26 protein-coding genes are annotated in these 22,240 nt (G+C 72.2%); 13 read left to right on the plus strand and 13 right to left on the minus strand.

Features of this window, described 5'->3' with window-relative positions; genetic code table 11:
- Positions 1-146: 146 nt before the first annotated feature.
- From ACFY1S_RS03010 to ACFY1S_RS03020, 3 genes are all read right to left on the minus strand, one after another.
- On the minus strand, positions 147-299 hold the full coding sequence (locus ACFY1S_RS03010; protein ID WP_387112234.1) for a hypothetical protein: 153 nt from the start codon (positions 297-299) through the stop codon (positions 147-149).
- Positions 300-348: 49 nt separating this feature from the next.
- Complete coding sequence (locus ACFY1S_RS03015) at positions 349-1,200, minus strand: aldo/keto reductase (RefSeq protein ID WP_387112236.1); 852 nt, start codon at positions 1,198-1,200, stop codon at positions 349-351.
- A 98-nt stretch (positions 1,201-1,298) separates the two neighbouring features.
- The gene (locus ACFY1S_RS03020; protein WP_387112239.1) at positions 1,299-2,258 is read right to left on the minus strand and encodes a LysR family transcriptional regulator; all 960 of its coding nucleotides are present in this window, start codon (positions 2,256-2,258) and stop codon (positions 1,299-1,301) included.
- 51 nt (positions 2,259-2,309) lie between these two features.
- On the opposite strand from ACFY1S_RS03020, the gene ACFY1S_RS03025 reads away from it, so the two are divergent.
- From ACFY1S_RS03025 to ACFY1S_RS03035, 3 genes are all read left to right on the plus strand, one after another.
- The gene (locus ACFY1S_RS03025; protein WP_387112242.1) at positions 2,310-3,194 is read left to right on the plus strand and encodes a serine hydrolase; all 885 of its coding nucleotides are present in this window, start codon (positions 2,310-2,312) and stop codon (positions 3,192-3,194) included.
- A gap of 154 nt (positions 3,195-3,348) precedes the next feature.
- Positions 3,349-3,930: an MBL fold metallo-hydrolase gene (locus tag ACFY1S_RS03030; RefSeq protein ID WP_387112245.1), complete on the plus strand. Its 582-nt coding sequence runs from the start codon at positions 3,349-3,351 to the stop codon at positions 3,928-3,930.
- The gene (locus ACFY1S_RS03035; protein ID WP_387112248.1) at positions 3,927-4,325 is read left to right on the plus strand and encodes a hypothetical protein; all 399 of its coding nucleotides are present in this window, start codon (positions 3,927-3,929) and stop codon (positions 4,323-4,325) included. Before ACFY1S_RS03030 ends, ACFY1S_RS03035 begins: the two co-directional genes overlap by 4 nt.
- Before the next feature lie 36 nt (positions 4,326-4,361).
- On the opposite strand, the gene ACFY1S_RS03040 is transcribed toward ACFY1S_RS03035, so the two are convergent.
- Genes ACFY1S_RS03040 through ACFY1S_RS03060 form a run of 5 tightly spaced genes read right to left on the minus strand, consistent with a single transcriptional unit; the run spans position 4,362 to position 7,977 of the window.
- Complete coding sequence (locus ACFY1S_RS03040; RefSeq protein ID WP_387112251.1) at positions 4,362-4,901, minus strand: DUF1697 domain-containing protein; 540 nt, start codon at positions 4,899-4,901, stop codon at positions 4,362-4,364.
- A 52-nt stretch (positions 4,902-4,953) separates the two neighbouring features.
- On the minus strand, positions 4,954-5,517 hold the full coding sequence (locus ACFY1S_RS03045) for an SOUL family heme-binding protein (protein ID WP_387112253.1): 564 nt from the start codon (positions 5,515-5,517) through the stop codon (positions 4,954-4,956).
- Between the two features lie 32 nt (positions 5,518-5,549).
- Positions 5,550-6,287: a hypothetical protein gene (locus tag ACFY1S_RS03050; RefSeq protein ID WP_387112256.1), complete on the minus strand. Its 738-nt coding sequence runs from the start codon at positions 6,285-6,287 to the stop codon at positions 5,550-5,552.
- A 2-nt stretch (positions 6,288-6,289) separates the two neighbouring features.
- Positions 6,290-7,084: an ABC transporter permease gene (locus tag ACFY1S_RS03055; RefSeq protein ID WP_387112259.1), complete on the minus strand. Its 795-nt coding sequence runs from the start codon at positions 7,082-7,084 to the stop codon at positions 6,290-6,292.
- A complete protein-coding gene (locus tag ACFY1S_RS03060) occupies positions 7,081-7,977 on the minus strand; it encodes an ABC transporter ATP-binding protein (RefSeq protein ID WP_387112261.1) in 897 nt (298 codons plus the stop codon). The genes ACFY1S_RS03055 and ACFY1S_RS03060 overlap by 4 nt, the downstream gene beginning before the upstream one ends.
- Before the next feature lie 131 nt (positions 7,978-8,108).
- On the opposite strand from ACFY1S_RS03060, the gene ACFY1S_RS03065 reads away from it, so the two are divergent.
- From ACFY1S_RS03065 to ACFY1S_RS03080, 4 genes are all read left to right on the plus strand, one after another.
- Positions 8,109-9,356, plus strand: a complete 1,248-nt coding sequence (locus tag ACFY1S_RS03065) for a sensor histidine kinase (RefSeq protein WP_387112264.1) — start codon at positions 8,109-8,111, stop codon at positions 9,354-9,356.
- A complete protein-coding gene (locus ACFY1S_RS03070) occupies positions 9,344-10,042 on the plus strand; it encodes a response regulator (RefSeq protein ID WP_387112267.1) in 699 nt (232 codons plus the stop codon). Before ACFY1S_RS03065 ends, ACFY1S_RS03070 begins: the two co-directional genes overlap by 13 nt.
- Before the next feature lie 76 nt (positions 10,043-10,118).
- Complete coding sequence (locus ACFY1S_RS03075) at positions 10,119-11,543, plus strand: ATP-binding protein (RefSeq protein ID WP_387112271.1); 1,425 nt, start codon at positions 10,119-10,121, stop codon at positions 11,541-11,543.
- A gap of 88 nt (positions 11,544-11,631) precedes the next feature.
- Positions 11,632-12,042, plus strand: a complete 411-nt coding sequence (locus ACFY1S_RS03080; protein WP_139586585.1) for a hypothetical protein — start codon at positions 11,632-11,634, stop codon at positions 12,040-12,042.
- A 99-nt stretch (positions 12,043-12,141) separates the two neighbouring features.
- Here the strand turns inward: ACFY1S_RS03080 and ACFY1S_RS03085 are convergent, their stop codons facing one another.
- Positions 12,142-12,930 (minus strand): D-Ala-D-Ala carboxypeptidase family metallohydrolase, encoded by a 789-nt coding sequence (locus tag ACFY1S_RS03085; RefSeq protein WP_387112274.1) that lies wholly within the window; start codon positions 12,928-12,930, stop codon positions 12,142-12,144.
- Between the two features lie 303 nt (positions 12,931-13,233).
- Here ACFY1S_RS03085 and ACFY1S_RS03090 point away from each other — a divergent pair, with 303 nt between their 5' ends.
- A complete protein-coding gene (locus ACFY1S_RS03090; RefSeq protein ID WP_387112277.1) occupies positions 13,234-13,872 on the plus strand; it encodes a DUF6642 family protein in 639 nt (212 codons plus the stop codon).
- Positions 13,873-13,914: 42 nt separating this feature from the next.
- Entirely contained in the window at positions 13,915-14,379 is a 465-nt protein-coding gene (locus tag ACFY1S_RS03095; RefSeq protein ID WP_139583222.1) for a PPOX class F420-dependent oxidoreductase, read from the plus strand.
- 13 nt (positions 14,380-14,392) lie between these two features.
- Here the strand turns inward: ACFY1S_RS03095 and ACFY1S_RS03100 are convergent, their stop codons facing one another.
- Together ACFY1S_RS03100 and ACFY1S_RS03105 are read right to left on the minus strand one after the other, a co-directional pair.
- Entirely contained in the window at positions 14,393-15,034 is a 642-nt protein-coding gene (locus ACFY1S_RS03100; RefSeq protein WP_387112281.1) for an NAD(P)-dependent oxidoreductase, read from the minus strand.
- Between the two features lie 53 nt (positions 15,035-15,087).
- Positions 15,088-16,320 carry a serine hydrolase domain-containing protein gene (locus ACFY1S_RS03105; protein ID WP_387112284.1) on the minus strand — a complete coding sequence of 411 codons (1,233 nt, stop codon included), beginning with the start codon at positions 16,318-16,320 and terminating at the stop codon, positions 15,088-15,090.
- An 80-nt stretch (positions 16,321-16,400) separates the two neighbouring features.
- Here ACFY1S_RS03105 and ACFY1S_RS03110 point away from each other — a divergent pair, with 80 nt between their 5' ends.
- The 3 genes from ACFY1S_RS03110 to ACFY1S_RS03120 all read left to right on the plus strand — a co-directional run bounded on the left by ACFY1S_RS03110 (position 16,401) and on the right by ACFY1S_RS03120 (position 18,566).
- Positions 16,401-16,994 (plus strand): pentapeptide repeat-containing protein, encoded by a 594-nt coding sequence (locus ACFY1S_RS03110; protein WP_387112287.1) that lies wholly within the window; start codon positions 16,401-16,403, stop codon positions 16,992-16,994.
- Positions 16,995-17,178: 184 nt separating this feature from the next.
- Positions 17,179-18,138: a hypothetical protein gene (locus tag ACFY1S_RS03115; protein WP_387112290.1), complete on the plus strand. Its 960-nt coding sequence runs from the start codon at positions 17,179-17,181 to the stop codon at positions 18,136-18,138.
- A 98-nt stretch (positions 18,139-18,236) separates the two neighbouring features.
- Positions 18,237-18,566, plus strand: coding sequence for a hypothetical protein (locus ACFY1S_RS03120; protein ID WP_387112293.1), 330 nt, complete (start codon positions 18,237-18,239; stop codon positions 18,564-18,566).
- Between the two features lie 13 nt (positions 18,567-18,579).
- Here the strand turns inward: ACFY1S_RS03120 and dacB are convergent, their stop codons facing one another.
- Positions 18,580-20,163 (minus strand): D-alanyl-D-alanine carboxypeptidase/D-alanyl-D-alanine-endopeptidase, encoded by a 1,584-nt coding sequence (gene dacB, locus ACFY1S_RS03125; protein ID WP_387112295.1) that lies wholly within the window; start codon positions 20,161-20,163, stop codon positions 18,580-18,582.
- Positions 20,164-20,229: 66 nt separating this feature from the next.
- The gene (locus ACFY1S_RS03130; protein ID WP_387112298.1) at positions 20,230-20,946 is read right to left on the minus strand and encodes an MIP/aquaporin family protein; all 717 of its coding nucleotides are present in this window, start codon (positions 20,944-20,946) and stop codon (positions 20,230-20,232) included.
- A gap of 107 nt (positions 20,947-21,053) precedes the next feature.
- Between ACFY1S_RS03130 and ACFY1S_RS03135 the strand changes: the two genes are divergently transcribed.
- Positions 21,054-22,127 (plus strand): NAD(P)-binding domain-containing protein, encoded by a 1,074-nt coding sequence (locus ACFY1S_RS03135; protein ID WP_387112301.1) that lies wholly within the window; start codon positions 21,054-21,056, stop codon positions 22,125-22,127.
- The last annotated feature ends 113 nt before the right edge of the window (positions 22,128-22,240 follow it).

Raw genomic sequence — 22,240 nt, forward strand, 5'->3', positions numbered from 1 at the left:
CGTTCACCAGGGGAGTACGCCGTACCCTCCGCCGGCATCCATCTGGAAGCCCCAGAGCAGCCCGCTCGGCCCGTCGGCCGGCAGCGTCGCCAGGTGCACGCTCACCTCCGCGCCCTGCTCGGGCGTACGGAAGCCGTTGTTGCCGTTCAGTTCGTCTCGTACACCCGGCGCAACGTGGCCAGAGTGGTCTCGCTGGGCAACCCCGCCGCGCCGTCGGCGAGGACGATGCCGGCGTTGTTGACCAGAGGTTGATCGCCTACGTCCCCGAGCCCGACTCGGCGACCCGGGCGGTGTTCCACCGGATCGCCGAGCGGGTCGGTTCCTGAACCGGCACCGGGACGGGTTCGGTCAGCGGGGGACGTAGGCGAAGGTGTCCGGGTTCGGGCCCTGCCGCCCGGCCTCGCCCTTGTCCAGGGCGGTGATCCGCTCCATGGCCGTGTCGTCCAGCTCGAAGTCGAAGATCCGGGTGTTCTCCTCGATCCGCTTCGGGGTGGTCGACTTCGGGAAGATGATGTCGCCGCGCTGCACGTGCCAGCGCAGCACCACCTGGGCGGGGGTGCGGTTGAGCTGTTCGGCGATGTCCACCACAGTCGGGTCGTCGAGCACCTTGCCCTGCGCGATGGGCGACCACGCCTCGGTGAGGATGTTGTGCTCGCGGCCGTAGGCGCGCACCTCCTCGTTGCCGAAGTACGGGTGCGCCTCGATCTGGTTGACCGCCGGCACCACGCCCGCCTCGTCGGCCAGCCGGCGCAGGTGCGGCACCTGGAAGTTCGACACGCCGATCGAGCGGGCCCGACCGTCGCGCTGGAACTCCTCGAGCACCTTCCAGGTGGAGACGTAGTCGCCGTCGTAGAGGGTCGGCAGCGGCCAGTGGATCAGGAACAGGTCGATGTAGTCCATCTTCAGCGCCGCGAGCGTGGAGCCGAACGCCTTGCGGGCGTCGTCGGGGCGGTGGAAGCCGTTGTTCAGCTTGCTTGTCACGTAGACCGACTCCCGGTCGAGGCCGGACATGCGTACCGCCTCGCCGACCTCTGCCTCGTTGCCGTACATCTCGGCGGTGTCGATGTGCCGGTAGCCCACCTCGAGAGCGGTGCTCACCGCCGCGACGGTGTCCTTCGGCTCGATCTGGAACACCCCGAAGCCGAGCTGCGGAATGGTGGTGCCGTCGTTCAGGCTGATGTCGGGAATGGTGATTGCCACTGCGGCTCCTTCGCGTCTTCGTTTACCAGTCATCCATACCCGTGTGGGTGGCCGATTCACCGCTCAACACGTGGTGACGAGCGCAACCGCGGACCGGATCACCCTGTCGTGTCGAAGAGCACCGGCCACGGCCGTTCCGCCGGCGCCGGGGGCGGCGCGGCAGGGGTGGGTTCGGCGGCGGCGAGCACCTCGGCGGCGAGCTGCCCGACCATCGGCGCCGCCGGATGCGCCGACCGGTCCGGCCAGGCCGCCGACGTCCGCTTCACCAGCGGTGTGTCGACGATCGGCCGCCAGGCGATGCGGGGTTCCCGACGGGCGACGGTCGCCGGCTCCACGGCCGCCGCGCCGCCGGCCAGCACCAACCCGAACAGGAACTCCGGATTGCGGGCCGGCCGGACCCGCGCCGGCCGCCAACCCTGCCGGCGGCACACCGCGAGCAGGTGGTCGTGCCAGCCCGGTGTGGTGGCGCGGGGCGCTGCCACCAGGTCCAGGCCGGCCAGCGCGGCAAGCGGCACCTCCCGGTCGCGGGCCAGTGGCGAGGTGCGCGGCAGCAGCACCCCCAGCGGTACGTCGACAGGGGCACCGAAACGCAGCCCGTCCGCCGTCACCGGGTGGTGCACCAGCCCCACGTCCAGGGTCCGCTCAGTGAGCATCCGTACCTGCTCGGCGGTGGTCAGCTCGTGCAGCTCCACGTCGAGGCCGGGCGCCCGGGTGGTGAGCTGGTCCAGCAGCGCGCGCAGCGTCACGGCCGGCGTCTCCGGCGGCACACCGGCCCGCAGTACGCCCAGCTCACCCGCCCGCACCTGGCCCATGAGGTTGCGCAGCCGGCCCTCACCGGCGAGCAGGTCCTCCGCCTCGCCGAGCAGCAGTTCACCGGCGGTGGTGAGGCGTACCTGCCGGCGGGACCTGTCGAACAGCTCGACTGTCAGTTCCCGTTCCAGCCGCTGGATCGACTGGCTCAGCGGCGGCTGGGCCATGCCGAGCAGCTCGGCGGCCCGCCCGAAGTGAAGCTCGTGTGCGACCACCACGAAGTGCCGCAGGTGTCGGAGCAGGTCCACGGCCGGACCCTACGCCCACGCCGGCGGTGCCCCGCTGGATACCGTGCGGGGGTGGACGTGGGGGAACGCATCGAGGCCGTCTTCGCCGACGCCGGCGTGACGGCCAGCCTGCACGCCGTGGACCTGGACGTCGAGGGCCGGGAGGTCGGGGTACGGGCCGACGAGCAGGTGGTGATCGCGTCGATCTTCAAGATCCTGCTGGTGCTGGAGTTCGCCCGGCAGGTCGAGGCAGGTCAGCTCGACCCCACCGAACGCGTCCTGGTCACCGCCGCCGACCGGCTCGGCGGGTGGGGTCTGGCCGGCTGTGCGGACGACGCCGAGGTGTCGCTGCGTGACCTCGCGTACTTCGCCATGTCGGTGAGCGACAACACCGCCGCCGACCTGCTGCTGCGCCGCGTCGGCACGGACCTGCTGCCGATGCTCGCCACCGAGCTGGGGCTGACGCGTACCCGCGTTCTCGGTGGCCCCCGCGAGCTGGTGGAGCTGATGCTCGCCGACGTGGGGGCACGGACCGAGGCGGAGTTCGCCCGGATCTTTCCGACCCTTCCGGCGCACCGGGTCCGGGCCATGCGGGTCTTCGACCCCGAGCACACCACCTCCAGCACGCCCCGGGAGATCACCCGGTTGCTCGCGCTGATCTGGCGGGACGAGGCCGGCCCGGCGGCGGCGTGCGCGATGGTCCGCACCTGGATGGCGCGGCAGATCTTCTGGACGCGGCTGGCCGCCGGTTTCCCGCCGGGCGTCCGCGTCTCCGGCAAGACCGGCACGCTGCCCGGGCTGCACCTGGAGGCAGGCGTCGCCGAGTACCCCGACGGCGGCAGGTACGCCATCGCCGTCTTCGCCCGTGCCGACGAGTTGGCCCCGCGCCGGATCGACGTGGACCTGGCGATGGGTCAGGCCGCCCGTACGGCTGTCGAGGCGCTGCGCGGGAAGTGAATTTCCGCAGCTGGCGGTCGCCGTGCCGGCGGCGTTGAGCTGGCCCGATATGCGGTGAGGTATCGGCGACCGCCTTCACCGATCTTGGACCGGGGCGGGTCGGCGCTGGTTGGCTCCTGTCGACCGATCGTCCGACCACGGGGAGTGGAACCGCATGCCCAGTCTCGACCGCCGTCGCTTCCTACGCGACGCCGCCGCCACCACCGCACTCGTGTCCGCCGGAGGCCTTGCCACAGGCGCGGCCACCCCGGCCCAGGCCGCGCCACCCGCCGCCGCGCCCGCCCCGACCACCCGCCGCACCGGCGCGGTCAGCTTCCGCTGGTGGGGCACGGCCGGTTGGCGCGTCGACATCGGCGACCGGACCGTCCTGGTCGACCCGTACCTCAGCCGCATCGACACCGGCCTGTTCACGGGCGCGTTCAGGACGGACACCCCGTTGACCGTGCGCGCCGACGTGATCGACAGGCGCGTCGACCGGGCCATGACGGTGCTTGTCACGCACACCCACTGGGATCACTTCATGGACGTGCCGTACATCGCCGAGCGCACCGGCGCGCGGGTGTTCGGCACGCTCACCGCGTACCACCTGGGGTTGGCCTACGGGGTGCCGTCGACGCAGCTCAGCTCCGTGAAGGGTGGCGAGGTGCTGGACTTCGGCGACCACACGGTCGAGGTGGTCGGGTCGCTGCACAGCCGTAACCCGTCGTACTCCCTCGCCTTCCAGGGGTGCGGGTGAGCCAGCCGCCGCGGCCGGCGACCATCGCGGACCTGCCCGAGGGCGACACGCTCGGCTACCTGCTGCGGGTCGAGCGCGGCCCGTCTGTCTACTTCACAGGCGCCAGCGACGTGGCCGAGCGGAATCTCACGGGCCTGGCACCCGACGTGGCGATGGTCGCCATGCAGAACGCCACCACCACAGGCGACTACCTGCCCCGGCTGCTGGCCGGCCTGGACTACCCGAAGGTCGTGGTGCCTGTGCACTTCGACAACTTCGAGACGCCGCTGGAGAACCCGCCGCCGGTCGCCCCGACCGATCGCGCCCGGCTGGACGACATGATCGCGGCGGTACGCCGGATCTCGCCGCGCAGCCGGGTGCTGGTGCCCGAGTACGAGACCGCGTACCACTTCTGACCGGCCTCGGGTGGGGGCGGTGGGGCCCCCACCCGGTCAGCCGGCGGCCATCTCGGTTAGGGCGCGTACCGACTTCCAGTTGCGGGTGGTGGCCACCACTGCCAGCTTCTTCTCCAGGTACGCGTTCGTGAACTTCGTCCGGCCGTAGCCACCGTCGGGGAAGTGCAGGAAGATCTCCCGGCCGGTGACGGTGAACGACACGTTCTCGCCGCCCGGTACGACGAGGGCGTCCACACTGGACGTCGCCGGTGCGGAGCGCAGGAATGCCACGAGCAGCCTCGTGGGGTCGTCCTCGATCTCGGCGTACGGGTTGCCGCCGGCCACCGCCGCCATCTCGCGGCCGCTGCGCACCAGCACCGGCACTGTCAACGCCAGCTCGTCGGCGAGCGCCCGCTCGATCCCGGCGGCCAGCTTGTCCGCGTCGCGCACGGAGCTGTCGAAGGCCACGTTGCCGCTCTGCAGGTACGTCCTGACGTCCTCGTGCCCGAGGTCGGTGACGATCCGGCGCAGGTCGGCCATCGCGAGGCGGGTGCTGCCGACGTTGACCCCCCGCAGCAGGGCGACGTACCGGGCCATGGCTCCTCCTCGGGTGCGGGCCGACCGGCTCAGCCTAGGCCGCCCGGCCGGCTCACTCGACGACCGGAAGCACTACCTCGTTGCGGCGCAGGAACCACGGTTTCCACGGCGGGTCGAACCGGGCGTACCGGATCGCCCCGGTGGGTTGCAGGCCGGCCGCGGTGACCGACCGGCCGAGCATGGTGGCCCGCTGGCCGAACGCCCGCTCGCTCCACCGACCGGAGAAGCGCATCGCGGCCGCGAGCTGCGGCGGGATCTCCCTGATCCGCACCCGGGGGTCCACCGGCTCGGGCACCGTGGCGGCGGTGAAGGCGGCCGGCATGACGAACTGGATCAGGTACGCCCCCGGCCGCTCGCCCTCCTCCTGCACCACCGGGACGGTCATCGCGATCTTCGTCGTGCCGGATGCCTGCGGCGTCGTCGGGGCGGCCGTCCCGATCGGCTGCCGAACCCGGTTGGCGCCCCCGATGTAGCCGGCCAGCGGCCGGAACGCCTCGATCGGCGCCCTGGCGAACGACGACTGGATCCGCACCTCGGCGACCAGGTGGGCCGGGTACCGGCGCAGCTCGAAGCCGGGGTGTCGGGCCACCACCCGGTACGGCTGCTGTTCGGTCATCGCGCGGCTCCCAGGTTCTCCTGGGACCGACGCTACCGCCCGCCCGGCTCCCACTCGGGCGAAGTCGGACGGCCCGCACCCGGGACGACCACCCGCCAGTACTGCCGCTTGCCCTCGTCGCGCACCACCACCCCGATCCGGCCGAGTTCGCGGCGCAGCTCCCGCACGTCGTCGCGGCGATCCCTGTCGAGTGCCCGTTCGCGGGCCCGCAGCAGGGCGTCCGCGCCCCCGGGCAACCCGGGCAGGTCGGGCACCCACAGCCGGTACGCCGGCCGGTGCGGATCGGCGTCCGCCCAGCCCCAGCCGTGGGCCCGGAACGCCGCCGCGAGCCGGTCGGACGGCAGGTCGGTAGCCTCCCGGACCAGCTCCGCGCCATCGGCGTCGAGCAGCACGAGGTGACCGTCGTCGACGAACACCGCCCGGGTCTCCGCCCGAGCGACGGCCTGGTCGGCGCCGGCGCGGCGTAGCCGGACCTGCGCCGCGTCGACGGTGACGATCAGCCGTTCGGCGGTGCCGATCCCGGCGACGACCAGTCCCGCCAGGACGCCCACCGCGATCGTGCCGATGGTGGCCTGCGGCTCGGGCAGCCGGTCCAGCCACTCGACCAGGTCCCGGAACGGCACCCAGGGCAGCCGGACGAGCCAGCCCGTCGCCGCCGCGAGGAGCCATCCGGCGCCGGCGCCGAGCAGCGGGAAGCCTCCCCACATGACCGCCAGCTCCAGCGGGCCGCCGCTGACCACGGTACGGGGTCGGTACCCGGCGACGTCCATGGTCAGGACACCTCGCGGCGCAGCGTCCGGAACAGGCCGGCGGTCAGCGGCAGGACCAACCAGGCCAGCAGGGACACCGCCAGCCGCCCCCACTGCTCGCCGGTGACGTGGCTGGTGAAGAGCGGTTCCATCGTCTGGTTGGGGTCCAGCCAGCCGGCCGGCCCGCGCAGCGGCCGGACGACCTCGCCGAGCACCGTCCAGAGGGTGGGCAGCAGCAGGTAGCCGACGATGGCCAGCGGCGGGTTCAGCAGCATCAGGCCGAAGGCGGCACCCATCAGCACGCTGGCGACCTGGACGATCGTCGCGTTCAGGATCAACGCCCCGTCCACCTGCCAGGTGCCCGCCCCGCCCGTGGCGGACGCGACAAGCGTTCCGACGGCGGCGACGGCCAGGATGACGAGCACCGAGGCGAGCGCGGCCAGCACCACGGCGATCAGCTTCGCGGCCACCACCCGCTCCCGACGGGGCACCAGCGCGTACGTGGTGAGGGCGGTGCGCTGGGACCACTCGCTGGTGATCGACAGGATGCCCAGGACGGGCAGCAGCACGCTGACCGGCAGCAGCGACGGAACGAAGAACGTGAAGAAGGTCTGGTCGGCGTCCTCGGCGTAGATCAGCAGGAGGGTGACGATCGCGACGACGACCAGGCCGATGGTGATCAGCAGCCAGCGGCCGGCCCGGGTGTCGACGAGCTTGCGCAGTTCGACGGCGGTGAGCCGGAGCAGCGATGCGCGGCGTACCGGAGTGGGGCGCTGTGGTGTGACGGCGCCGACGGTGGGTGCGGTGGCGGTGGTCATCGGACGGCCTCCCTGGTGGATTCGCCGGCGGTCAGGGTGAGGAAGAGCTGTTCGAGGCCACCGCCGACGGCGGGGCGCAGCTCGGCGAGGGCGACACCGCCGTCGGCGGCGGCCTGGCCGACGGCCTCGGCGTCGGCCTGCACGAGCAGTCCTTCGGAGCTGTCGGCGGCGCTCAGGTCGGCCGCGTCCAGCGCCCGGCGCAGCGCCGCGACGTCGCGGGCCCGGACCACAGTGCCGCCGCCGGCCAGCAGTTCGTCCTTGTCGCCCTGGGCCACGATCCGGCCGCCCCCGATCACCACCAGCCGGTCCGCGACCGCCTCCACCTCGCGCAGCAGGTGGGAGGAGAGCAGCACGGTGCCGCCCCGGTCGGCGAAGTCGCGCAGCAGCCCGCGCATCCAGAAGATCCCCTCCGGGTCCAGGCCGTTGGCCGGCTCGTCGAGGATCAGCACCCGCGGGTCGCCGAGCAGCGCGTGGGCCAGCCCGAGCCGCTGGCGCATGCCCAACGAGTACGCCCGTACCCGACGCTTCGCCGCCACCGCGTTCAACCCCACCAGGTCGAGCTTCGCGGCGACCTCGCGCCTGTCCAACCCCATGGTGTACGCGGACAGCGTCAACGCCTCGCGGCCGGTGCGCCCGGCGTGCTGGGCGGAGGCGTCCAGCAGCACCCCTACCTCCCGCCCCGGGTTGGGCAGCTCCCGGTACTGGTGGCCGGCGACTGTGGCGCGACCGGCGGTCGGCGCGGTAAGCCCGCAGATCATCCGCATGGTGGTGGACTTTCCGGCGCCGTTGGGGCCGAGGAAGCCGGTGACGGTGCCCGGCTCGCAGTGGAACGACACGTCGTCCACCGCCGGATGTGGCCCGTATCGCTTGGTGAGGTTCTCCACGGTGATCATGTCGTCGAGCCGCCCGCGCCGCCCGGCCATCCGCTGCGGCCGGCGGTCGGTGCCGCGCCGACTTTGGTCGACCGCCGGGTCTCGACTTTGGTAGCTGGTTGCCGGCGCCTGTTGCTGCCTAGCATGGGCGCGTGACCAGCATCGCCGTCCCGGAGCACCAGTGGCTGCTGCCGGGGGAGCTGGTCGTGCGGGCGGAGCCCGAGCGTGCTCGTCCGCGCCGCACCACCCGCGACTGGGTGGTGGACAGCCTCGCGTTCCTTCTCGGGCTGGTCTGGGTGCTCTTCGCCACCGCGGACGCGCTGTCCCCCGACCCGCAGACGGCGGTCCCGCTGCCGCACGACTGGATGGTCGGCGTGGACGCGGTGATCGGGCTGGTCTGCTGCGGGCTGCTCTGGCTGCGCCGGCGGTGGCCGCTCGGGTTGGCAGTGGCGACGCTGCCGTTGAACCTGTTCTCGATGGCCGCGGCCATCCCGCTGTTGATCTTCTACTTCACGGTGGTGGTGCACAGGCGGACCGCCGTCGCGGTGGCCGTGACCGGGGTCGGTCTCCTCACCAACCTGGTCTTCAGCTGGACCCGTCCCGACCCGGCCATGCCGTACTGGGCCACCGTGGCCTGGGGCGTGGTGATCACCCTCAGCGTGCTGGCCTGGGGGATGTTCGTCCGCGCCCGGCGTCAGTTGATCGTGTCGCTGCGGGAGCGCGCCGAACGGGCCGAGGCCGAGCAGCAGCTCCGCGTCGCCCAGGCCCGCCACCTCGAACGCACCCGGATCGCCCGGGAGATGCACGACGTGCTGGCGCACCGGATCTCACTGCTCAGCCTGCACGCGGGGGCGCTGGAGTTCCGCCCGGACGCGCCGGCCGACGAGGTGGCCCGAGCCGCCGGGGTGATTCGGGGCAGCGCCCACGCCGCCCTCCAGGACCTGCGCGAGGTCATCGGAGTGCTCCGGGCCGAGGGCGACGGGGACGCTCCCGAACCACCGCAACCCACCCTCGCCGATCTGCCGGCCCTCATCGCCGAGTCGCGGGCGGCAGGCATGCGGGTGAACGTCAGCGACAGCGTCGTCACGCCGCAGGAGGTCCCGGCGGCACTGGGTCGGGCCGCGTACCGGATCGTGCAGGAGGGGTTGACCAACGCCCGCAAGCACGCGGCCGGTGCGACGGTCACCGTCGACCTGGCCGGTGGGCCGGGCGTCGGGCTGAGCGTGGCGATCTCCAACCGTTGGCCGGTCGGCACGCCGGCCGGTGGCACACTGCCGGGCGCCGGCACCGGCCTGGTCGGCATCACCGAGCGGGTCACTCTCGCCGGCGGCCGGGTGGCGTACGGCCGGGACGACGCGGGGGACTTCCGGCTGGCCGCCTCGCTTCCGTGGCCGGCGTGACCGGGGCCGGGTCGGCCGCGCCGCCGGTACGGGTGCTGATCGTCGATGACGACGCGCTGGTCCGGGCCGGGCTGTCGATGATCCTCGGCGGCCTGCCGGACCTGACCGTGGTGGGTGAGGCGGCCGACGGCGGCGAGGTGCCGGCGGCCGTGGCCGCGTACGCCCCGCACGTGGTGCTGATGGACATCCGGATGCCACGGGTGGACGGGTTGACCGCCACCGAGGCGCTGCGTGCCCAGCCGCACCCGCCGGAGGTGCTGGTGCTTACCACCTTCGACGCCGACGAGCAGGTGTTGCGGGCGCTGCGCGCCGGGGCGGCCGGGTTCCTGCTCAAGGACACCCCGCCGGCGGAGATCGTGCACGCGGTACGCCGGGTCGCGGCCGGCGAGGCGACGCTCTCCCCGACGGTGACCAGGAAACTGATCGCCCACGTCACCGCCGAGCTCGGCCCGCCCGGGCCCGACCCCCGGCAGGAGCGCGCGGTGCGGCTGCTCACCGGCCTCAGCGAGCGGGAGCGGCAGGTCGCTGTCGCGTTGGGCCGGGGGCGGACCAATGCGGAGATCGCGGGGGAGTTGTTCATGAGTGTGGCGACGGTGAAGGCGTACGTCTCGCGGCTGCTGACCCGGCTGGAGCTGAACAACCGGGTCCAGGTGGCCCTGCTCGTGCACGATGCCGGCCTGGTCTGAGCGACCTCATCCGCGTTGTTCCGTTGATACACTCATCTGTGAGTGTTCCAATTTTGGAAGTATCAGAGGTGGCGGCGTGGACGGCTTCGTGGGAAGAGATCGTGAGCTGGCCCTGCTCCACGGCATGCTGGCCCGGGTTGACCGAGGTGGACGGGCCGGACGACCAGGCCGTGCCCTGCTGATGCGCGGTCGCCGCCGGGTTGGCAAGTCGCGGCTCGTGGAGGAGTTCGTCGAACGCGCCGGGGTGCCGCATCTGTTCTTCACCGCGTCGGCGCAGCCGACCGCAGCCGCTGACCTCGCTCTCTTCGTGCAGGCGGCGGCTGCATCGACGCTGCCGCAGGCCCAACTCCTGGCCGAGCAGCAACCGCGGACGTGGGACGCGGCGCTCACCCTGCTCGCCGCCGCGCTGCCGACCGACCGACCGAGTGTCGTCGTCCTGGACGAGATGCCGTACCTCATCGCGGGCGATCCCGGTTTCGAGGGCACGCTCCAGAAGATCTTCGATCGCGAGCTGTCCAGGAAACCGGTCCTGCTGATCTGCGTCGGGTCGGACCTGGCGATGATGGAGGCCCTGAACGACTACGGCCGACCGTTCCACCAGCGCGCCACCGAGATGGTCATCCCACCGTTGAGCCCGGCCGACGTCCGCGACATGCTCGACCTGTCCGCGGCCGACGCGTTCGACGCCTACCTGGTGTCCGGCGGTCTGCCACTGATCCTCGACGAGTGGCCGGCCGGCGCGTCGGTGGGCGACTACCTGGCTGAGGCCGTGCCCGATCCCACCTCGGCCCTGCTGGTCAGCGGTGAGCGCGCGCTGGCGGCGGAGTTCCCGCCCCAGTCGCAGGCGGGGTTGGTGCTGCGCGCGATCGGCTCGGGTGAGCGCACCTTCTCGTTGGTCGCGCGTGCCGCGGGGGACCTGCCGCAGGCGTCGCTGAGCCGGGCGTTGCGCCTTCTGATCCAGAAGCGGGCGGTGGAGGACGAGGTTCCGCTGTCGACGAAACCGTCCCGCGAAACCCGGTACGCGGTGGCCGATCCGTACCTCCGCTTCTGGCTCTCCTTCCTGGGTCCGCATCTCTCCGAGATCGAGCGCGGCCGTGGCGACCTCACCCTGAACCGGATCCTCACCTCCTGGTCATCCTGGCGGGGGCGGGTCGTCGAACCTGTCATCCGGGAGGCGCTGCGTCGGCTGCCCGGAGACCAACTGCCGGCGCAAGGGGCGGTGATCGGCGGCTACTGGACGAGGACCAACGACCCGGAGATCGACATAGTCGGCGCCGATCGGGGGCCTGTCGCCCGTCGCATCTGCTTCGTCGGATCGATTAAGTGGCAGGAGAACCGGCCCTTCGACGCGCACGACCTGGGCCGGCTGCTCCTGCACCGGTCCCGGCTGCCCGGTGCCGACGAATCGGTGCCGACCCTCGCCGTGTCGCGCAGCGGCACCGCCGTCGACGGGATGCGGGTGCTGTCGGCGGAGGATCTGCTTACCGCGTACCAGAATTGAACTTTCGTCAGGTGCTGGCCGTACCCATGGCCGAGGATGTCGGTGCGGTGGGTCCGCCGTACCGCTGCCGAGCTGCGGGAGGCCTGCCGTGCGAGTTGGTGAGCAGTCGACGGATCCCATCGACCTGGTACTGGGTGAGGTGCCGGTGCCGGCGCCGCTGACCCCCGAGGATGTCCGGCTCGCGGTCCGGGCGGTGGTCGTGCACACAGCCGAGGAGTGGCCCACCGGGCCGCTGTGCCGCAACGACGGCGCGTCCTACCCGTGCCGCCTGCACCGCTGGGGACGGCGGGTGCTGGAGACACACGGGCTCAACGAACGGCAGATCGACGCGTTGATCCGGCACGGCAATCCGTTCGTGCACGTGCCGTTCCCGTTCACAGCGACCGGGCCGTCGCGGCAGCAGGCCGCGCGGGTCGTCCCGCCGGGGGTACGCCCCACCGCTGCTGGCCGGCCGGTGACTCCCCCCGTCACCGCGCCGCGCTGGCCCCGGGCGAGCTGAGCGCGGCACCCCTTTGCCGCCCGTCCCGGGGCACACACGACGTCGGCCCGCCGCGAAGTTCCCCCTCCGCGTCGGGCCGACGTCGTTCCGGCTGCCCGCTCAGTCGTTGCCGGCGCCGATCCCGCAGTCTGGCGCGGACCAGCTCGTCGTGTTCGAGCTGCCGTCGTTGTTGTTCTCCCGCCGCGAGTCGACGTGCACGTGGTCGTCGTGGTCGGGGTAGCCCGGCCCGTAGAGGCCGCTGAAGCCGTTGTTCCGGGCGTTGCGGGCCACCTGGCACAGCGACGACGTCCGCGAGGTGACGTCCGCCGCGTTGCCGTACAGGTGCTGGCTGTCCGACGCGCCGCCGACCTGGTTGTTGCAGGCGCGGCTGCGGTAGCCGCTCGACACCCGCAGCGGCTTGTCACCGAGGCTCCTGCGCAGCGCCTCCAACTTCCACATGGTGCGCAGCGCGTTCTGCTTGGTCTGGTTGGCCGAGAGCGGGCCGCCGCTCCACCCACTTCCACCACACCCGTTGTCCAGCTCGCTGTAACTGAAGTGCGCGGGCGTGCAGTCGTTGTCCTGTAGCTGGTACAGCTTGGCGAAGGTCTGCGGACCGGCGATCCCGTCGGCGCGCAGCCCGTACGCCTGCTGGAACCGCTTGACGGCGGCGGCGGTCTTGGGCCCGTACCGGCCGTCGTTCTCGACGATGTCCCGGTAGCCGGCCCAACCGGCGACCCGGATCTGCAACTGGCGGACGTCGTCGCCCGAGCGTCCTTGGGCCAGGGTGCGGTTCCACGTGTAGCAGCCGTCCGCATGGGCCGCGGGTGCGGCGACGACCGCGGCGATCGCTGCCCCGGGCAGCGCCAGGGCGAATGCGACGGCGGCTCGCTTCCAGGTGTTTACGCGCACAGAAGTCCTCCCGATAGAGCGAATGGGGTGGGCTTCGGGACATCGACCGACGCGTCCCGTGATTTCCACCCTGGCACTGATCGGTGCGGTTGGCGGCAATTAACGAGAATTGTCCTCACGATCTGTGGTGCCTGGGCCTTGGCTGTGAATTCGGCTGATTTGCGAAACAGCCATTCACTCCCGATCGCCCCCGGGACGGACCAAGCCCGACCGAACGTCGCAATCGACCCCACCGAGGGTGATGTTCCCCGGACCCCGTCGGGCGGTAACGTCAGCCCGGGCGGTGGACTGGCGGAGGTGCGCGTGGCACGAGGTGGCGTCTTCTGTGTCGAGGGTCAGTGGCACCGCGACCTCAACGAGCGGGGCTCCGTGCTTCCCACCCTCGAACTGCTGGAGCGGCTCGGCAAGATCCGTTTCATCCACAAGGACGCGGCGACCCGCGACGAGCTGTTCTACTTCCTGGACCGCTGGCTTCTCAAGCAGTACGCGGACCACCGGGTCGGCTTCTTCGCCATGCACGGCGAGCCGAGCCGACTCTGCCTCACCGACTGGCAGTCGGTGGAGCTGAACGAGGTGGCCGACCTGATGGCCGGCCGCGCCGAGGGGCGGCGACTCTATTTCGGCAGCTGTTCGGTCCTGCGCGCCTCCGACGCCGTGCTGCGGGAGTTCCTGGAAGTCACCGGAGCCGCCCTGATCTGCGGTTTCACCAGGGAAGTGGACTGGGTCGAATCGGCAGCCTTCGAAACCGTTCTCCTCGACGTACTGGCCAACGGGCAACGACACAATGCCGCCGAACTGCGGATGGGCTCGGCCCACTGGGCGCCGCTCGCGTCGTACCTCGGCTTCCGGGTGATCTACGCCAACGGCCGGGCCTGGCGCCCGACCGGCCGCCCCCGGGTGCCCACCCAGGCGGTGCACGGCACCGTGACCCGCCCCCGCTGACCCGCCGCCCCCGCGTCGCCGTCACCCTGGTAGGAACGGGGCATGGCGCGCAGCATCGCGAAGAACACCCGGGTCGACCGGGACACTCTGCTCGACTTCCTCCGCCCGCGACACCGCGTCGTGCTGATGACCACCAGACCCGACGGACGCCCGCAGTCGTCCCCGGTCTCCGCCGGCATCGACGGGCAGGGCCGGCTGGTCGTCTCCACCTACCCCGAGCGGGCCAAGGTGACGAACATCCGCCGCGATCCGCGGGTGTCGGCCTGCGTGCTCAGCGACGACTGGAACGGCCCCTGGGTGCAGATCGACGGCACCGCCGAGGTGCTGGACCTGCCCGACGCGTTGGAGCCGCTCGTCGAGTACTTCCGCAGCATCTCCGGCGAGCACCCGGACTGGGACGACTACCGGGCCGCCATGGTGCGCCAGGGCAAGTCGCTGATCCGGGTCACCATCGACGCCTGGGGGCCGATCGCCACCGGCGGCTTCCCCGCCCGCCTCGCCGACTGACCGTCCGCCCCGCTCAGTACGCGGCGGTGAAGCGCGCGTTGCGGTGCCGGGGCTGCTCGATCTCGTCGACGATCGCCACCGCCAGGTCCTCGTACGTCAGCACCGAGCGGCCCTGCTCGTCGGTGACCGGCTCGTCGCCACCGGTGCGGTAGTGCCCGGTGCGCTCGCCGGGGTGGAACTCCAGCGGCGGCGGCGACACGTACGTCCAGGTCACGCCGTCGGCCGAGGTGCGGTAGTAGTCAAGCGCGTCGGCCTGGCCCAGCGCCGAATCCCGGTACTCCGCCGGGAAGTCCGGCTCGTCGAGGTAGCGGGTGCCCTTCGGGGTGAGCAGCGTCGACCCGCCGCCGAGGTGGATGATGCGCGGCGCGGCAGACATCCCACGCAGCGTGGTCACAAGTGTCTCCGCCGCGGTGCGCCACAGGTCGCGTCCGCCCCCGCCGATCGCCACCACCAGCGCGTCCGCGTCCGGCGCCACCTCCCTGACGCTCCGCTCGCTCGTGGCATCGCCGGTGACCGTCCGCACCCCGTCCGGCAGGTACGAGGTCGCCTCCGGGCGACGCACGGCGGCGATCACCAGGTGCCCCCGGTCGACCGCCTCGGCGGTGATCCGCGACCCGGCGGTCCCGCCCGCGCCAAACACGACGATGGTGCTCACCACCCCAGGCTAGGGACCTGACGCGCCGCCCATCGGCGGAACGGCGATCCCGGTCAGTCGACCAGGGCGGCGTAGACGAGCTGGCGCAGCTGGGAGCGCAGCGGGTAGGTGCTCGACGGCATCAGCTGGGTGAACAGCAGCGCGGTGATCTCCTCGACCGGGTCCACCCAGAACGCGGTGCTCGCCACCCCACCCCAGTAGTACTCGCCGACGCTGCTCGGCACCCGGCTGGGGATCGGGTCGTCGACAACCGCGAAGCCGAGACCGAAGCCGATCCCGTCGAGGGTGCTCTCGGCGAAGCCGCCGGTGGACAGGGCGCCGAGGTCCCGACCCTCGGGCAGGTGGTTGCGGGTCATGAACCGCACGGTGCGGGGCCCGAGCAGGCGGGCCCCGTCCAGCTCGCCGCCGCGCAGCAGCATCTGCGTGAAGCGGTGGTAGTCGGCGGCGCTGGAGATCAGGCCGCCGCCACCGGAGAGCAGGTTGGGCCTGCGGTACGCGAGAGCGCCGAGCCTGTCGTACCGGACCGCCCGGCCGCTGCGCGGGTCCGGTGCGTAGAGCGCGGCCAGCCGCTCGGCCTCGGCGCCCTCCACCCACCACCTGGTGTCGGTCATGCCGAGCGGGCCGAAGATCCGGTCGGCGAAGAACGCGTCGAGGCTCTGCCCGGAGACCACCTCGACGAGCCGGCCGAGCACGTCGGTGGCGACCGAGTAGCCCCACGCGGTACCCGGCTGGAACAGCAGCGGCAGCTCGCCGAACGCCGCGCAGGCGCCGGCCAGGTCGATGTCCGCCGGTGGGTACAGGTCGTAGCCGGCGGCCCGGTACAACCCGTCGACCACCGAGGTCTGCATGAAGCCGTACGTCAGGCCGGCGGTGTGGGTGAGCAGGTGCCAGACCCGGATCGGCTCGGTCGCCGGCACCGTGTACGGCTTGAGCGTCGACCCCTTGGAGTAGACCCGCAGGTCGGCGAACTCCGGCAGCCAGCGGCTGATCTCGTCGGTCAGCTCGAAGCGGCCCTCCTCCCACAGGATCATCGCCGCGACCGAGGTGACAGGTTTGGTCATCGAGTAGATCCGCCAGAGCGTGTCGGTCTCGACAGGTGCGCCCGACTCGGTGTCCCGCAGCCCGTACGTCGACGAGTGCGCCACCTCACCGCGCCTGGTGACCACCACCTGCCAGCCGGCCAGCCGGCCGTCGTCGACGTACCTGCCGAAGTGCTCGTCGATCCGCGCCAACCGCGCCGGGTCGAAACCGATCTGGTCCGGGTCCTTGCTCCGAGCGACACTCACGTCGCCGAACCTACTAGCCGGTATGCCGGTGCCGGAAGGGCGGCCACCCCGACGTCCGCGGCTGGCACTAGCCTGACCAGATGCCGGAATTGACCGAGGATGTGACCTACCGCCACGAGGACTGGTACGGCGAGGAGCTGGCCGACCGGCACTTCGTGGGCTGTGAGTTCTTCCAGGTGGACCTGACCGAGGCGGTGAGCCGGGGCGCGGTGTTCACCGGCTGCACGTTCGGCAACGTGCAGTTCAACGCCTCCCGGCACATCGACTCGGCCTTCACCCGCTGCGTCTTCAAGCGGTGCAACTTCTTCGAGGCCGAGTTCACCGGCTGCAAGCTGGTCGGCAGCACCTTCGCGCAGTGCGACATGCGTCCGCTGCGGGTGGACGGCGGCGACTGGTCCTTCGTCGCGCTGCCCGGCGCGGATCTGCGCGGCGTCCACCTCACCGACGTACGGATGCGCGAGGCCGACCTGTCCGGGGCCAATCTCACCGGGGCGACGGTGACCGGCGTCGACCTCTCTGGCGCGCAGCTGCAGCATGTCCGGCTCGGAGGCGCCGACCTGCGCCGCAGCGATCTGACGGCACTCGACCCGACGACGGCGGAGCGGGCGGGCGCGATCGTCGACGCCGAACAGGCGCTGCTGATCACGCAGGCGCTCGGCTTCCGGATCGGCTGACGGCACGGGCGTTCGCGGCCGGCCCGGGACCGGCGGGTTGTCCGATACCGTCCGGTTCCGACTGGACAGGTCCACCGGTCCGGATCTAGCGTGTCGTCCACGCCGGTGCAAACGTGAAACGGCCCACAGTGGACGGTGTGATCCGCGAAGGTCGATGTGGCCGGGCGGTGGAGGTGGAGGGTCGGTGGCGGACGAAGACCGCATGCGGGCGGATTCCCGGGCCGGTGGCGGGTCGTCCGAAGCGCCGACGTCGCATCGACGGCCGGGTGTCACCGCCGGGCAGCCGCGCCTCGCGTTACGCCGACTCGGCGGCGGCTACCGGCGTCGGCGTTGGGCGGTGACGGGGCTGGCCGTGCTCGCCTGCGTCGTGGGGCTGGGCGCGTACCTCGTCATCCGGAACGGTCCGGAGTCCGGCGACGACCTGGCGGCTCGTCCGGGAGTGCCCGTCGGGGCGTCCCGGCCGACCGGCTTTCCCGGCGTCGAGGGGCGTACCGGCGACGTCGGACCGGCGACGCCGGGCCTGCGCCCCCGGCTGCGCCCCCCGTCGCCCGACCCGACCCCGTCGGTCAGCGCGCCCGCCGTGCCGCCGGTTCCGTCGGTCCCGCCCGCCCTGTCGGTGACCCGGTCGGAGGCGCCCGGCGAGATCGACCTCACCGCCGTGGGGCACCGGGACTGGATGCACTGGGGGCTGCACGGCACGTCGGTGGTGCGCAAACGCGGCGGGTCCGGGGAGATCGTCGACGCGGGAGGGCGCGGTTCCAGAGTCGGTTGGGACGGCAACCAGGAACTCGTGAGCTGGCGCGACGGCACACCCGAGCGGTCGGTGCGGGGCAGTTCGAACGGTGTCTACGCCTGCGGCGCCGGCAACGGTTTCAGCCTCGCGATCGCCGGCGGCGGTGAGCCGCGTACGGTCCAGATCTACGCCGGGACGTGGATGGCGCGGGGCCGGCTCGACGTGCGGCTCTCCACCGGTGGCCCGGCCAGCACGGTGCGGCTGGAGGACCCGTACACCAGCAAGAGCGCCCAGTTCACCATCCGTTTCCAACTGCCCAGGGGCGCCCGGCTGCTGGTGAACTGGACAGTCGAGAAGGTCTTCACCCCGCACTGCGGAAACGTCGGCCTCCAGGCCGTGGCCGTGCGTTGACCGTCTGTCGCTCGGGACAGTTTGTCCGTCGCGCACAGTCGATGGCATCGTAACTTTCTGCTGTCCCCGTCCGACCATCCAGTGTGGAGGCAGCGCAGATGAGCAGCAGTACCGCCCACCGCGTCCGTCCCGTCGGCCCGTCCGGCGCCAGTGAAGCGTCCGGGGAGGTGCTCCGCGACATCCCCCTGCCGCCGTACGTCACTGTGGAGGACGCCCAGTTCGCGGTGCGGGCGGTGGTGGTGCACGCGCCCCGGCGCTGGTCCGGCGGTGTGGTCTGCCGCAACGACGCCAGCCCGCACCCGTGTCGACTGCACCGCTGGGGCACCCGCGTGCTGGCGTTGCGCGGGCTGCACGCCGCCGAGATCGCCGCGCTCATCGAACGCGGCGACCCCACGGCGATCGTCCCCCGACCGGACCGTCCGGCCTGAGCCGCGCCCCCGGTCAGCAGGTGATCGGCTTCACCCAGGAGCACTCCAGCCCTTCCGGCGTACGGGGCGTCTCCGGTACCGCCGGCGGCGCCATCCGGGCCGTCGTCGTGGCACCCTCCCGATAGCCGGCCAACGCCACCGCGATCTGGTCCTCAAACCCCTTGACGGACGCGGTCAGGTAGTTGTTGAGCAGGATCGAGAACGCCAGCAGATGGCCGTCGGCGCTTGTCACGTACCCGGACAGACCGGAGACGCCGGTCAGGCTGCCGGTCTTGGCGTGCACGTTGCCCGCCGCCGGGGTGCCGGCCATCCGGCTGCGCAGGGTGCCACCCACGAACCGCTCGGGCTGCCCGGCGATCGGTAGCGCCTCGTACCAGGTGCCGAACCACGGTTCGGCGCGGACGGCGGCCAGCAGGTCGACGAACTCGGTCGCCGGGACGAGGTTGCGCCGGGACAGGCCGGAGCCGTCGCGTTGCCGCAGAGTCCCGGTGTCCATGCCGGTGTCCGCCACGTACTCGCTGATCGCGGTGAGCCCGGCGGACCAGGTGCCCGCGCCGGACAGCACCCGGCCGATCTCCTTGGTCAACACCTCGGCGTGGCCGTTGTTGGAGAGCTTGAGGAACGGCGTCATCAGCTCGCCCAGGCTCATCGAGTCGTGTCGGGCCACCGGGTGGGCCGCCTCCGGGGTGGGCTGGCCGAGCACGGTCCGGCCGAGCACCCGGACGCCGTGCCGGTGCAGCGCCGTGCGGAACACGTCGGCCGCGTAGCCGGTGGGTTCCCAGACGGTCACCCAGTCGCTCGCCGGCGCGTCGCCGACCGCGATCTGGCCGGTCACCACGACCGTGTTGCCGCCGTGCTCGCGCTCGATCGAGATCGACGTCTCGCCCTCGGCGACCGTCTGGGCCCGGTTGTCGATCCGGACGTACCCGGTGGGCGGGGTCGTGCTGACCACCGCCGGGGCACCGGCCCTGGTGGCCGGTGCGGCGTGCACGATCACGGTGCCCGCGTCGTAGTCGGTGTCCGGCGCGACGGTGAGCGCGGAGACCTGCGCGGCGTAGTAGTAGGGCTCGTCGTCCCACGTCCAGTCGGGGCCGAGCCGGGTGCGGTCGTAGCGGGTGTCGTCGGCGATCAGGTTGCCGGTCACGACCCGGACGCCGTCCGCGGCCACCCGCGCGGCGAGCGCGTCGTAGTCGGCCGCGAGCATGGTCGGGTCGCCGCCGCCGCGCAGGTAGAGATTGCCGGACAGCAGGCCGGCGCGACGTTTGCCTGTGGTGCGTACGTCGGTGGTGAAGCGGTGCCCGGGGCTGAGCAGCGCCAGGGCGGCGGTCGAGGTCAGCAGCTTGGTGTTGGAGGCCGGGATCAGTCGTCGGTCCCCGTTGCGGTCGTAGAGGGTCTGCTCGGTGCTGGTGTCGACCACGACGACGGAGGCCTGCGCGCCGTCCAGCCGGGCGTCGCCGAGGATCCGGTCGATTGTGGCGCGTAGCTGGGTCGTCGCGGGTGTGGGCGACTCGGCTGTGGCTCCGGGTGCGCCGGCGGTGGCCGCGGTGGCGACCAGGGCGAGCAGCGCGAGCGCCCGGGGAAAGAGACGACGATGCATGGGCTGATGCTGCCATGAAGATATTCGCCGGAGAAGAGGCTCCGGCGAAGGTTAATGCCGTTCGCGCTACGTCGGCCGCCCGACGGACCTGTCGTGTCCGCCCCAGTAGTGCCGCTGCGCTCCCATCACCAGGGGCGCCGCAAGTGCGGCGAGCGCCCCGCCGAGCAGCGGGAAGACGATGAACAGCCACAGTTGACGCAGGGCGACGCCACCCTCGAAGACGGCGGGCCCGAAGGCGCGGGCCGGGTTGACGGCGGCGCCCGTGAGCGTCACGCCTACCAGTTGGGTCGCGGCCAGGGCCAGCCCGATGGCCACCCCGGCGGTGCCCGGATTCTCGCTGCGGCTCGTCACCACGAGCACGACCAGGACGAAGAGGAAGGTCAACAAGAGTTCCAGCACGGCCGCGCCGCCCCGGTTGATGTGCGCGCCGTACCCGTTGGCACCCAGCGCACCGGTCTGGTCCGCCATGTCGCCCCAGCGGGTCAGCGCCCAGAGCACGAAGCTGGCCACCGTCGCGCCGGCGAACTGGGCGATCCAGTACGCCACCGCGCCGACGACCGTGATCTTCCCGGAGAGCAGTACGCCGAGCGTCACCGCGGGGTTGACGTGACTGCCGGAGAGCGGGCCGGTCGTGTAGACCAGAGCGAGCATGACGAAGCCGAAGGCGAGCGCGACGACCACCACGCCGCCCTGCACGCGTGCCGCGACGGCGGACCCGACGCCGAAGAACACCAGCAGCAGGGTGCCGAGGAATTCGGCGGCGGCGCGACGGGCATCTTCCATCCACCCAGCCTAGGCACAATTCGGGTGATCGGGTGCGAAACGGCGTCTGTGATCGACGCGACGGCCGGCGCGGGCAGAGCCCGTGAGCATCAGGGGTTGCACCTCGTGTGGACACCCGCTCCGCCGACGTCGTGGTGATCGGAGCCGGTCAGGCCGGCCTGAGCGCCGCCTACCACCTGCGCCGCACCGGCTTCGCCCCGGGCAGCGGCTTCGTCGTGCTCGACGGCGACGACGGCCCGGGTGGGGCCTGGCAGCACCGCTGGCCGACGCTCGTCTTCGACCGGGTGCACGGCTTCTACGACCTTCCCGGCATGGCGTTCCCCACCCCCGACCCGCGGCGTCCGGCGGCCGAACAGGTGAGCGCCTACTTCGCCGCGTACGAGAGAGCGTTCGACCTGCCGGTACGGCGGCCGGTGCGGGTCCGCGCGGTGCGTTCCCGCCCGGACGGGCGGCTCGACGTGCACACCGACCACGGCCTGTGGACGACGCGGGCGCTGATCAACGCGACAGGCACGTGGACGAGGCCGTTCTGGCCGCACTACCAGGGCCGGTCGTCGTTTCGCGGTCGACAGTTGCACACGGCCGACTACCGGGGACCTGACGAGTTCGCCGGGTTGCGGGTGGTGGTGGTCGGTGGCGGCACGTCCGCCGTGCAGCTGCTCGGCGAGGTCTCCACGGTCGCGGCGGCCACCACCTGGGTGACCCGCCGGCCGCCGCTGTTCCGGGAGGAGGAGTTCGGCCCCGACCTCGGTCGGGCCGCTGTGGCCCGGGTGGATGAGGCGGTCCGCGCCGGTCGCCCACCGGGCAGTGTGGTGGGCGTGACCGGGCTGCCGGTCACCCCGGAGCTGCGCCGGCTGCGCGAGCGTGGCGTCCTGCACCGGCTACCCATGTTCGACCGGATCACACCCGACGGGGTCGCCTGGTCCGACGGCCGGTCCGTTCCGGCGGACGTGATCCTCTGGTGCACCGGTTTCCGCGCGGCCCTGGACCACCTCGCGCCGCTGGGACTGCGCGCGCCGGGCGGCGGGATCACCATGGACGGCACCCGCGTGGTCGCCGACCAGCGCATCCACCTCGTCGGGTACGGCCCCTCGGCCAGCACCATCGGCGCCAACCGGGCCGGCCGCGCGGCGGTCGGCGAGATCCGCGCGTTGCTCGCTCCCGTCGCCGCACTCGACTGAACCCGCTCTATTTGACGGATCGCCCGGCAGCGGGCACCGTTGGCCAGGACGGGGCCTCTCAGCTGCCCCGACGCGATGCGACGGCGACGACGTTCGCCCTGCATGTCGCCTCC

The organism is Micromonospora sp. NPDC000663 (assembly GCF_042898105.1).
Classification (GTDB): Bacteria; Actinomycetota; Actinomycetes; order Mycobacteriales; family Micromonosporaceae; genus Micromonospora.

Coding starts and splice junctions, on each gene's coding strand:
- ACFY1S_RS03030 (WP_387112245.1), top strand. CDS start 3,349: ATGCCCAGTCTCGACCGCCGTCGCTTCCTACGCGACGCCGCCGCCACC.
- ACFY1S_RS03040 (WP_387112251.1), bottom strand. CDS start 4,901: ATGGCCCGGTACGTCGCCCTGCTGCGGGGGGTCAACGTCGGCAGCACC.
- ACFY1S_RS03045 (WP_387112253.1), bottom strand. CDS start 5,517: ATGACCGAACAGCAGCCGTACCGGGTGGTGGCCCGACACCCCGGCTTC.
- ACFY1S_RS03050 (WP_387112256.1), bottom strand. CDS start 6,287: ATGGACGTCGCCGGGTACCGACCCCGTACCGTGGTCAGCGGCGGCCCG.
- ACFY1S_RS03055 (WP_387112259.1), bottom strand. CDS start 7,084: ATGACCACCGCCACCGCACCCACCGTCGGCGCCGTCACACCACAGCGC.
- ACFY1S_RS03060 (WP_387112261.1), bottom strand. CDS start 7,977: ATGATCACCGTGGAGAACCTCACCAAGCGATACGGGCCACATCCGGCG.
- ACFY1S_RS03095 (WP_139583222.1), top strand. CDS start 13,915: ATGGCGCGCAGCATCGCGAAGAACACCCGGGTCGACCGGGACACTCTG.
- ACFY1S_RS03110 (WP_387112287.1), top strand. CDS start 16,401: ATGCCGGAATTGACCGAGGATGTGACCTACCGCCACGAGGACTGGTAC.
- ACFY1S_RS03120 (WP_387112293.1), top strand. CDS start 18,237: ATGAGCAGCAGTACCGCCCACCGCGTCCGTCCCGTCGGCCCGTCCGGC.
- dacB (WP_387112295.1), bottom strand. CDS start 20,163: ATGCATCGTCGTCTCTTTCCCCGGGCGCTCGCGCTGCTCGCCCTGGTC.
- ACFY1S_RS03130 (WP_387112298.1), bottom strand. CDS start 20,946: ATGGAAGATGCCCGTCGCGCCGCCGCCGAATTCCTCGGCACCCTGCTG.